Origin of the sequence: Dyella sp. (genome assembly GCF_036568765.1) — a bacterium.
Taxonomy (GTDB): domain Bacteria; phylum Pseudomonadota; class Gammaproteobacteria; order Xanthomonadales; family Rhodanobacteraceae; genus GSA-30.
This window is the reverse complement of record NZ_DATCRY010000274.1, coordinates 1-10,889: the sequence shown is the minus strand read 5'-3', so window position 1 is coordinate 10,889 and position 10,889 is coordinate 1. Positions and strand designations below refer to the sequence as shown.

Below are 10,889 nucleotides of genomic sequence, written 5' to 3'. Positions count from 1 at the left end.
ATTCTTCCTTCTGGGCGCTATTTTCCCGCGTAAGAGGGGCGCTCGTTGGGTATTTACCAGTGGCGCGATCGTCGGTGGCCTGGCTGGGTTGGCGGTGGCCGGGCGGCATCTGTGGCTGCAGACGCTGCCGCCGGATGAAATTCCCTCCTGTGGCCCGAACCTGGGCTATATGATGAACACCTTTCCGTTCCATAAAGTGCTACAGATGGTGTTCACCGGTTCGGGCGAGTGCGCCAAGGTCGAGCCGATCCTCGGCCTGCCGATGCCGGCCTGGACGACGTTCTGGTACCTCGTGCTGATAGTTCTGATCCTGGTCGCCACCCTGCGCAAGCCACGAACCCCTTAAAGGAATCCAAGTGTGATGGTCCGCGCTATGTCCACATTCGCCGCCCCCTTCCACGAAGTGCACAACTGGGCACCCGATAGCTGGCAGCAGCGCGAAGCCTTGCAGCAACCCCATTACGAAGATGCGCAGGAACTGGCCCGTTGCACCGGACAGCTCGCTACACTGCCGCCGCTGGTGACCTCCTGGGAGGTGCTGGCATTGAAGCAGGCGCTGGCCGAGGCTCAGGAAGGCCAGCGCTTCCTGCTGCAAGGCGGCGATTGTGCGGAAAGCTTCGCCGATTGCACCAGCCCGATTATCTCCAATCGCCTGAAAGTGCTTTTGCAGATGAGCCTGGTGCTCGTGCACGGGCTGAAGAAGCCCGTGCTTCGCGTCGGACGCTTCGCTGGACAGTACGCCAAGCCGCGTTCGGCCGATATGGAAACGCGCGACGGCGTGACACTGCCAAGCTTCCGCGGTGACCTGGTCAATGCTCCCGCTTTCACCGCCGAAGCGCGTCGTGCCGATCCGCAGCGCTTGATCCAGGCGCATGCGCACTCTGCGCTGACGATGAATTTCGTGCGCGCGCTGATCGATGGCGGCTTCGCCGACCTGCATCACCCGGAGTACTGGGATCTGGCCTGGGTGGAACACTCGCCGCTGGCTGCCGAGTATCGGCGCATGGTGGCTGGTATTGGCGATTCGTTGCGTTTCATGGAAACCCTTGCCGGACCGATCGCCGGTTTCTCGCGCGTCGATTTCTTCACTTCGCACGAGGCCTTGCTGCTGCACTACGAGCAGGCGCTGACGCGCCAAGTGCCGCGCCATCCGGGCTGGTTCAACCTGTCCACGCATTTCCCCTGGATCGGCATGCGTACCGCAGCGCTGGGCGGCGCGCATACGGAATATTTCCGTGGCATTCGTAATCCCATTGCGGTGAAGGTCGGACCGTCGGTCAAGCCCGACGACCTGCTGCGCTTGATCGATGTGCTCAATCCGGAAGACGAGCCGGGACGGCTGACCCTGATTCACCGCATGGGCCACGCTCAGATTGCCTCCGCCTTGCCACCGTTATTGCAGGCAGTCAGGCAAGCCGGCCGACGCGTGCTCTGGGTTGCCGATCCGATGCACGGCAATACCGAAAGCACTTCCAACGGCTACAAGACGCGCCGTTTCGACAATATTCGCAGTGAACTGGATCAGGCGTTCGATATCCATGCCGTAGCCGGCACCCGCTTGGGCGGAGTGCATCTGGAACTGACGGGCGAAGACGTGACCGAGTGCATGGGCGGTGCCCGTGACTTGTCCGAAACGGATCTCGACCGTGCGTACAAATCCACCGTCGACCCACGTCTCAATTACGAGCAGTCGTTGGAGTTGGCCATGCTTATCGTGCGCAAATCCGGCGGCATGGCCTGAGTCCCAGCCCGCGCGTCAATGCGCGGGTTGCGTGCCGTTTTCTTTCGCAATGCGCTTGTCGAGATTGGCTTGCGCTTGCATCGCATACGCTTTACAGGCTTGCGCATCGATGAGTGCGTCGGGTTTGCCGGCGTCGCGTTGTGCGACCTTTTCGATGAAGTCGATCGAGTCCGGGTGTGGCGCAATCATGATGTCGCAAGGGAGCTTGGCCAGCGTGGCGATAGTCCCGCGAAAATCGGCGATGCGCTCGGGGTGGGCCGGATCGGTATAGCGATAGTCGCCATGGTCTGCCGTGAACAGCGATATGCTGTCCACATAGGCCATCGAAAGGCAGCGTGTGCCTTCGCAGGAACGCCATGTCCATGCCGTGCCGCCGGGCGTATGCCCCGGTGTCGGATGCATGGTCAGCGCCAGCGGCCCGAGTTTGACGGTTTCGTCGGCAGCGACTACACGTACGTTGGCGATCTTCTGGAACGTTGCGGCTTCGCCGTATTGGGGATCGTCCGGATCCCGACCGCCGAGTTTCAGCGCCTTGGCTGCTTTGGCGCTGGCGGCGACTTGCGCGCCGCTATCGTGTGCGAGTGCGCCGATACCGCCGGCATGATCGAAATGCGGGTGCGAGTTGAGGATCAGTTTGATGTCTTCGAGACGGAAACCCAGGGCGCGGATATTCGCTTCGATCTGCGGCACGTTCTCTGGGAGAGTGCCATCGATCAATATATTTCCAGCTGGCGATGTCACAAGAATGGCACTGAGTCCGCGCGTGCCGACGTAATAGGTGTTGCCGTAGATGCGAAACGGTTTCTGAGGTTGGGTCCAGGCGGCATTCGAATAGTGCTGAGGCGCCGCGTCGGCTGCGTTTGCCTGCGTAGCAAGCGACAGCACAAAGCCAGCGCTCAAGGCGATCCATGGATGCATGCACCACTCCCGGTCAATGAAGGAGCCGATATTCTGGCTTGCGAACCTGGACCGCATAAGGCTCTATGCGGTCCAGGCGATGGCGATTTGCGGGCGCTCAGGGAGCGTCGTTGTACTGCGGCTTGCCACCGACGGTATCGAGAAAGGTCGGCCGCCGAAATGGCGCGTTGTGCTGTTCGAACCCATAGGCGATCGAAATCAGCGTCGGCTCGCTCCATTTCGCACCGAAGAACACGATACCCACCGGCAGGTCATGTGCGTACTCGGCGGGCACCGTGATCGACGGATAGCCAGCCACTGCAGCCGGCTGCGAAGCACCACCGACAGTCGGATCGCCGCTGACGATGTGATCGCCGAGCACCGGATCGGTCACGAACGCCGGTCCCCATGAGGGCGACAGCAGTGCATCGAGCTGATTGGCTTTCAACGCTGCGTCGATGCCTTCCGGACCCGCCAGGCGCTTGGCCTTTTCCTGCGCCTGGACGTAGGCCGCGTCGGTCAGGGGTCCCTTGGCTTGCGCTTGCTCGAAGAGCTCTTGGCCGAAGTAGGGCATTTCGCGCGCCGCTTCGCGCTTGTTGAACTCGATCAGATCGGCCAGCGTTTTCATTTTCAGGTTCGGCCGAGTCGCGAGATAGGCGTTCATGTCGTGCTTGAGGTCATACAGCAGCACGGTCATCTCTGGCTCGCCCAGTTCCTTCAAATGCGGAAGCTCGACCGGATCGACAATGATCGCGCCCTGCGCCTTCATCAGTGCAATGGCACGCTCGAGCGCGCGATCGGCATTCGGTTCGGCACCTGCCAGCGCACGCACGACGCCGATGCGCTTACCCTTCAAGCCGTTCGGGTCGAGGTACTTGGTGTAATCGGTCGCGTGCTTGTCGGCCTCGGCGGTCGCCGGATCGTGCTTGTCGCTACCGGAAATGACCGAGAGCAGAGCGGCGGCGTCGGCAACCGTGCGCGCGATGGGGCCTGCCGTATCCTGATTGTGGCTGATCGGAATGATGCCAGTGCGGCTGACCAGGCCCAGGGTGGGCTTGATGCCGACCAGGCCGTTGCTGGCCGCGGGGCAGATGATCGACCCGTCGGTTTCGCTACCCACTGCAACCGTTACGAGTCCCGCGGCGACGGCGGCGGCGGAGCCTGCGCTCGACCCGCAGGGGTTGCGATCGAGTACATAGGGATTGCGTGCCTGTCCGCCACGCGCACTCCAGCCGCTGCTGGCGTGATTGGACCGCATATTGGCCCATTCGCTGAGATTGGCCTTGCCCAGGATCACGGCGCCGTTCTTGCGCAAGCGTTCGACCAGGGCCGCATCGCGCCGGGCAGGATGGTCGGCCAGCGCCAACGAACCGGCGGTAGTGAGCATCGGTCCGACGGTGTCGATGTTGTCCTTGAGCAGGACGGGAATGCCATAGAGCGCGCCGCGTTTCTTGTTGCCCTTGCGCTGTTTGTCCAGCTTGGCTGCCTGCTTGGCGGCATCGGGGTTGACCTCGATGACCGAGCGAAGCATCGGGCCGGATTGGTCGATCTGCGCGATGCGCGCGATGAACTGCTGTACCAGTGCCTGCGTGGTGAGCGCGCCGTTATCCATGCGCTGCTGTAATTGATCGATGGACGCCCAGACGTCCGCCGGATTGGCGGATGTTTCGGCGGCCGAGGCGTGGCCGGCAAAGATCAGGCCGGTAGCCAACAGGCTCAGGACAAGCGATGAACGATTCACGGAGTTCCCCTTTGCGATGCGGCAGGTTGTCGCGACAGCGCAGCTTAGCAGGGCGCCGGTATTGATCTTGCTGGACTGCAACACTCAGGTAAGTACTTGATGCGACGCGTTCGGTTCAACGCGGACGGACCGGGGACGTACCCGGCGCGTCGCGGAACATGCTGTCGCAGGCGCGGCGGCACTGCGCCGCATGCCTATAATCCGCGCATGATCACCATACCCGTTGCGCAACCGAGATTTGCCCTTAGCCTGGCCTTGCTGACCAGCACCCTATTGTGGCTGGGCGGGGGCGGTCGCTTGCGTGCCGACGATGCGCCCGTACCCGACACCTTGCAGCAGCGCATTGCCGCTTGCACGGCTTGTCACGGGCCGCATGGCGAAGGAACGCCGGACAGCGGTTTCTTCCCCCGCCTGGCGGGCAAGCCGGCGGGTTACCTGGCGCGTCAACTGCAGGATTTCAAGAACGGCCTGCGCAAGTACGCGCCGATGGAATACACCGTGCGTTACCTCAGCCCGGAGTACATGCAGGAGATCGCACAGTACTTCGCCGCGCAACAGGTACCCTATAGCCCATCCCCGGTGCCGCGCATCGCGGCCGATGCGATGAAGCGCGGCGAAACCCTCGCGACGCAGGGCGATGCCGCGCGGCAAGTGCCCGCGTGTCGTGCCTGCCATGGCGAGCAACTGACCGGCGTGCAGCCGGATATCCCTGGTCTCGTCGGTCTTCCCTACGATTACATCAGTTCACAGCTTGGCTCGTGGCGTACGAAGACGCGCGCGATGGCGGCGCCGGATTGCATGGCGCAGATTGTCAGTCGTTTGAGCGATGCGGATATCACCGCTGTATCGGCTTACCTGGCGACGCGCCAGCTGCCGGCCGACATGCACGCGCAACCGGCAGGTTCGGTCAATCCACCTTTGCAGTGCGGCGTACTTGGTGGCAAGGAGCAGGGGGCATGAAGGCCATCGGACGCACGTTATTGGCATTAGCAGTCCTGGCGGTAGGCGCCCTGGCATGGTGGCTGCTGCGGAGCAATGCACCGCCGCCCGATACAGGGCATCCGGTCGATGCCGCATCGCTGAAAGATCCCGCGTTGATCGCCAAGGGACAGTACCTGGCCACTATTGGCGACTGCGCTGGTTGCCATACCGTGCAGGGTGGAGCGCCGTTTGCCGGCGGGCGGGAATTAGTCACCCCGTTCGGTAGCATTGCCGCGCCGAACATCACGCCCGATCGAGGTACGGGCTTGGGCGATTGGCGTTTCGAAGATTTCTGGCGTGCCATGCACAATGGTGTCGGCCAGCACGGCGAGTTGCTGTACCCCGTGTTTTCTTATACCTCGTATACCAAGGTACGGCGCGACGATGCGCTGGCGATCTTTGCCTATCTCCAATCTGTGCCGGCCGTACAGAATACAGTGCCAGCGCCCACCCTGCGTTTTCCCTACAACGTCCGTAACGGGTTGAAAGCTTGGCGTGCGTTGTACTTCAAGGAGGGCGAGTACCGCGAGGATCCATCCAAGTCGGCCTCGTGGAATCGCGGCGCCTATCTGGTGCAAGGCCTGGCGCACTGCAACGAGTGCCATATCGCGCGCGACGCGCTTGGCGGAGCGCGTGACGATGCACCGTTGTCGGGTGGACCGATTCCAGCGCAGAACTGGTATGCGCCTGATTTGAGCACGCAGGCAAACGGCGGGCTCGCTGGCTGGAACGAGCAGGATATCGTCGATTTGCTCAAGACCGGCAAGTCTTCGCGCGGTACCGCGTTCGGTCCGATGGCCGAAGTGGTCGTGCGCAGCACCCAGCACCTGCAGGATAGCGATCTGCACGGCATTGCCGAATACTTGCAGTCGTTGCCGCCGCGCCCGGTGGCTGCAGAGGTGAAGTTGCCGTTCGACACCAAGGCCTTGGCCGAGCGCGGTCGCGATATCTATACGAAGCAGTGCGCCGATTGTCATGGCGATGACGGCAAGGGCAAGAACGGCATTTACCCGCCGCTGGATGGCAATGCATCGGTGACGGAACCGACGGGTGCCAATGCTACGCGCGTCGTCTTGCTGGGCGGTTTCGCTCCCAGCACGCAGGCCAACCCGCGTCCTTATTCCATGCCGCCGTTCGCGCAGCAACTTAGCGATGCGGATGTCGCGGCGGTAGTGACGTATATCCGTACCGCGTGGTCGAACCGCGCAACGATCGTGCGCGATCGCGATGTGAGTGGGTTGCGGCAAACGCCGGTGGATTGACCCCAAGATCTGCTGGCCTGCAGGAGCGGCTTCAGCCGCGACAACCGGTTGCGTCACGATTTGTCGCGACTTCAGGGAACCTCTAAAAAAACCTCGGTTTTCATCGCCAGGATGACGAGCAGGAGAGGGTTTTTAGAGGTTTCCTGAAGCCGCTCCTCCAGAAAACCCACGTTGTGCGGCTAACAATCGCCATGGCGCGATGTCCCAGTGACCGCGCGCCTGTCCCGAAGGCGACGGCAACACAAACAATCGTGTGTTGCCTATACGATGCTCGCACCATCCATAGCCGCAGTCTTTGCCCAGCGCCCCACGCGCCGCCGCCTTGCTGGTAAATGCAAGTATGCGGGGCTGCCAATGCTCGATCTTTGCGATCAAGGCCGTGGCATCGAATGCATCGCGTGGCAATTCATCGTCGTTGCCCGCGTGTCGCTTGGCCAGATCGGTCAGTCCCATGCCGAAACTGGGCAACAGTCGGAATTCGTCCGGTGCCAGACGCCGCGGCGTCAGCCCGGCCTCATGCAAGGCCGACCAGAACCGATTGCCCGGATGGGCGTAATATGCACCCGCAGCTGCCGAGCGTTTGCTCGGCGCCGTTCCACAGAAAACCAGCGACAGGCCGTGCTCGAGGATGTCGGGGAGAATGGAAAGCTCACTCATGCGTTCATATTCTGCCTACGCCGCATGAACATGGGCTACGGCAGGGTAGCGAACCATGGCAGCGGATTTTCTGGCGTTCTGGAACACACATCCGTGGGGCAGGCTGGGCCTGTCGGTGGCGGTCGCGCTTATCGTTGCTTTCGTGTTGCGCAGCCTTGCCTTTGTATTCCTGCACCGACTGGCGCGGCGACGGCCTTTTGCCGCCGATTTGCTGGGGCACGCCAACCCACCCATGGAGTGGCTGATTCCGTTGCTGATGCTCGGCATCGGATTGCGCGTCACGCCGGACATCGACCGTTTCGCCTGGCTTGGCAACCTCAACCTTCTGCTACTGATCCTATTGATCGCCGTGCTGACTTGGCTGGCCGTTCGCTGTATCGGCGCCGTGCAGTTGGCGTCCATACGCTTGTACCCAGTCGATCGCGAGGACAATCTGCGCGCGCGGCAAGTCGTCACCCAGGTGCGTGTACTGGGGCGCATCGCCGCTGGCATGGTGGTGCTGATCGGGCTGGCGGCGATCCTCATGACTATCCCTGCCGTGCGCCAGTTCGGTGCCGGCCTGCTTGCCTCGGCCGGGGTGGCGGGCATCGCCATAGGCTTTGCTGCCAAGCCGGTGCTCAGCAATTTGATCGCCGGCGTGCAGATCGCCTTGACTCAGCCCATCCGACTTGACGACGTGGTGATCATCCAGAACGAATGGGGGCGTATCGAAGAGATCGGCGGCACTTACGTGATCGTGCGGATCTGGGACGAACGGCGTCTGGTGGTACCGTTAAACTACTTCATCGAAAACCCGTTCGAGAACTGGACCCGTGTCACCGCGCGCTTGACCGGCACGGTCTTCCTATGGGTCGACTACCGCTTGCCGCTCGAACCTTTGCGTGCAGAACTACGTCGGCTTTGCGACGAGGCGCCGGAGTGGGACCGCCGCGTCTGCGTTCTGCAATTGGTGGACGCCACGGACCGGGCCGTCCAATTGCGAGCCCTGGTCAGTGCTGCCGATTCCGGTCGAGCCTGGGACCTGCGCTGCCGGGTGCGCGAGGGGCTGGTGGCCTATGTGCAGCGCCATTACCCCGATTGCCTGCCGCGGCAGCGCGCGAGCGTTTGTGACCTACGCTCGCTGGGAACAACCTCATCCGGCGCACCTTCTGATGCTTGAGCCCGTCGCCCGCCGCTAACCTCAAAGAACAGAGACAATCCCCGTGTCTGTCGAGCATCGGCCTAGCAAGTGGTCATGGACGTGTTGATGGAAGTGACGCCATGGGCATGGCACAGAATGGCCGCACCGACTTGTCCATTTGTGTTGGCGGGTATCCAATCTTGTTTTCCTGCACGGCAGCCATTGCCGATTTGCAGTTGGGATGAAGCTACGCCAGCGGTGTTAGTAATGATTTGTGCGTGCCCCTGATACAGGTAATTGACTTGCGATGGGACAACAAAATTCTTCGGAGCATACGCTTGTAAGATGACTAGCTGACCTGTGAACGAATCTGGATCGACGCGTAATATTCTGCTCTGATCCTCCCGTGATCCTTCAGGTTCCAGCCAAAGGCCATTCGCCATGATGCCGGCTTTAGGAGCTTGCCCGTTCGGCCATTCGCAGAATATGCCGGCTAACGTTTCGGCCCCCCAGATGCTTTCTCCCTCCAATTTGGCTTTGCCTCCCAGGTCGCTGCACAAACGTCGATCAAAATCCTTCGTTTGGGGCGGCTGAAGATCATGCAAGTAGGTGAAAGTACCATCGCTGTTGGGTCTTAAGACCTGCGTGACGACAGTATCTCGACCTTTGGCGTCGGGCACTTTGACTTGACGTTCGATGAGGTCGTGCCTGCCTGGGATGTCGGCGGCTCGTTGCTGAAGGATCTGAGCATCTGCGGCAAAGCCTGTCGCCAGTGCAATGCCAGTTATAAATCCTTTGATCATGGATATGCCATCGTAGTTCGCTCGATGTGAGCGAACGCGATAGTGCCGACAGGAGAACTCGGTGAGGTATCGGTAAGAGCTGAATGGCCAGTCGGATAGTCGTATGGCAGCGACAACCCTTGACGCAGACCTCATCCTCATTGGGCCTCGCAATGAGTTACCGAGCACGCCCCCTGACGAGCTGCGTGCTGCCTGAGCAGCTCCGCATGGCTGACCACTGGGGTAGGGCAGCCAGGTTTGAGTCCTGCGGCGGATGGACCTCTCAGACCAGCAACTAGGGGAAAACCCGCATCAGCACCGTCTGACGCCGCCAGGTGCCGTCTGATGGCCTACCCATGGCGCCCAGATCGACAGGTCGATTGCGCAACGGCTATAAAGGCTTCCCACGGGAGGGTGCGGTGAGCGAAGAAATCTTGATCAATGTGACGCCGCGCGAGACCCGCGTCGGGGTCGTCGAAAATGGCATGCTGCAGGAGGTACACGTCGAGCGGGCCTCCAAGCGCGGTTATGTGGGGAATGTCTACAAGGGCCGGGTGCAGCGGGTCATGCCGGGCATGCAGGCGGTGTTTGTCGAGATCGGGCTGGAGCGGGCCGCATTCCTGCACGCATCCGATATCGTCCGGCCGCCATTGCCGGCCGCCGAGGGCGGCGCGGAGGCGACGGTCAACAGCAATGGGAGTGGCAACGGGAACGGCAACGGCCATGTGCCTTCGATCAGCGAGCTGGTGCATGAAGGCCAAGAAATCGTCGTTCAGGTGGTGAAGGACCCGATCGGCAGCAAGGGAGCCCGGCTGTCCACCCACCTGTCGATTCCATCACGCTATCTGGTGTTGCTGCCGCATGCGCGCACCATGGGCATTTCCACTCGTATCGAAGACGAAGCCGAGCGGCAGCGCCTGAAAGAGGTGATGGTTTCGCTTACGGGCGAAAACCCGTTGGGCTACATCGTGCGCACCAATGCCGAAGGCCAGTCGGCTGAGTCCTTGGCGTTCGATGTGACCTATCTGGGCAAGGTCTGGCGCGTGGTGCAGGAGAACATTGCCAAAGCCAAGGTCGGCGATCGCGTCTACGAAGAACTTTCGCTGCCGCTGCGCAGCCTGCGCGACATGCTTACCGACGATATCGAAAAAGTTCGCGTGGATTCGCGCGAAACCTACGAAAAGGTCGTCAAGTTCGTGCACAAGTTCATGCCGAGCCTGGACGATCGTATCGAACATTACGCGGGCGAGCGCCCGATCTTCGACCTGTACGGTGTCGAGGATGAAATCCAGCGCGCGATGAGGAAGGAAGTTCCCCTCAAATCCGGCGGTTACCTGATCGTCGACCAGACCGAGGCGATGACCACCATCGACGTCAACACCGGTGGCTACCTGGGCACGCGCAACCTGGAAGAAACGGTCTACCGCACCAATCTGGAAGCGGCGCAGGCGGCGGCGCGTCAGCTCCGCCTGCGCAATCTGGGGGGCATCATCATCATCGACTTCATCGATATGACCGATGAAGAGCATCGACGCCAGGTGCTGCGCATGCTGGAAAAAGGGCTGGCGCGGGACCACGCCAAGACCACCGTCTATCCGATGTCGGCGCTCGGCCTGGTCGAGATGACGCGCAAGCGCACCACCGAGAGCCTGGAGCGCCAGTTGTGCGAGCCATGCCCTGCCTGCGGCGGGCGCGGCACGGTAAAAAC

The 10,889-nt window shown here is 61.6% G+C and carries 10 protein-coding genes; 6 read left to right on the top strand and 4 right to left on the bottom strand.

Annotated features, from left to right (window positions below; translation table 11 throughout):
- Positions 1 to 346: disulfide bond formation protein B (locus VIM98_RS17780; RefSeq protein ID WP_331994439.1), on the top strand; the 346-nt coding region annotated here is incomplete at its 5' end.
- A 15-nt stretch (positions 347 to 361) separates the two neighbouring features.
- The gene (locus VIM98_RS17775) at positions 362 to 1,741 is read left to right on the top strand and encodes a class II 3-deoxy-7-phosphoheptulonate synthase (RefSeq protein WP_331994440.1); all 1,380 of its coding nucleotides are present in this window, start codon (positions 362 to 364) and stop codon (positions 1,739 to 1,741) included.
- A gap of 15 nt (positions 1,742 to 1,756) precedes the next feature.
- On the opposite strand, the gene bla is transcribed toward VIM98_RS17775, so the two are convergent.
- Both bla and VIM98_RS17765 read right to left on the bottom strand, forming a co-directional pair.
- Positions 1,757 to 2,659, bottom strand: coding sequence for a subclass B3 metallo-beta-lactamase (gene bla, locus VIM98_RS17770; protein ID WP_331994438.1), 903 nt, complete (start codon positions 2,657 to 2,659; stop codon positions 1,757 to 1,759).
- Between the two features lie 97 nt (positions 2,660 to 2,756).
- On the bottom strand, positions 2,757 to 4,379 hold the full coding sequence (locus VIM98_RS17765) for an amidase (RefSeq protein WP_331994437.1): 1,623 nt from the start codon (positions 4,377 to 4,379) through the stop codon (positions 2,757 to 2,759).
- A gap of 207 nt (positions 4,380 to 4,586) precedes the next feature.
- Here VIM98_RS17765 and VIM98_RS17760 point away from each other — a divergent pair, with 207 nt between their 5' ends.
- Positions 4,587 to 5,339 carry a c-type cytochrome gene (locus VIM98_RS17760; RefSeq protein ID WP_331994436.1) on the top strand — a complete coding sequence of 251 codons (753 nt, stop codon included), beginning with the start codon at positions 4,587 to 4,589 and terminating at the stop codon, positions 5,337 to 5,339.
- Complete coding sequence (locus tag VIM98_RS17755) at positions 5,336 to 6,622, top strand: c-type cytochrome (RefSeq protein ID WP_331994435.1); 1,287 nt, start codon at positions 5,336 to 5,338, stop codon at positions 6,620 to 6,622. The genes VIM98_RS17760 and VIM98_RS17755 overlap by 4 nt, the downstream gene beginning before the upstream one ends.
- A 132-nt stretch (positions 6,623 to 6,754) precedes the next feature.
- On the opposite strand, the gene VIM98_RS17750 is transcribed toward VIM98_RS17755, so the two are convergent.
- Complete coding sequence (locus VIM98_RS17750; protein WP_331994434.1) at positions 6,755 to 7,279, bottom strand: mismatch-specific DNA-glycosylase; 525 nt, start codon at positions 7,277 to 7,279, stop codon at positions 6,755 to 6,757.
- 55 nt (positions 7,280 to 7,334) lie between these two features.
- Here VIM98_RS17750 and VIM98_RS17745 point away from each other — a divergent pair, with 55 nt between their 5' ends.
- Complete coding sequence (locus tag VIM98_RS17745; RefSeq protein ID WP_331994433.1) at positions 7,335 to 8,438, top strand: mechanosensitive ion channel family protein; 1,104 nt, start codon at positions 7,335 to 7,337, stop codon at positions 8,436 to 8,438.
- A 62-nt stretch (positions 8,439 to 8,500) separates the two neighbouring features.
- Here VIM98_RS17745 and VIM98_RS17740 read toward each other — a convergent pair whose 3' ends face one another.
- Positions 8,501 to 9,202, bottom strand: coding sequence for a hypothetical protein (locus VIM98_RS17740; protein WP_331994432.1), 702 nt, complete (start codon positions 9,200 to 9,202; stop codon positions 8,501 to 8,503).
- A 398-nt stretch (positions 9,203 to 9,600) separates the two neighbouring features.
- Here VIM98_RS17740 and rng point away from each other — a divergent pair.
- Positions 9,601 to 10,889: ribonuclease G (gene rng, locus VIM98_RS17735; protein WP_331994431.1), on the top strand; the 1,289-nt coding region annotated here is incomplete at its 3' end.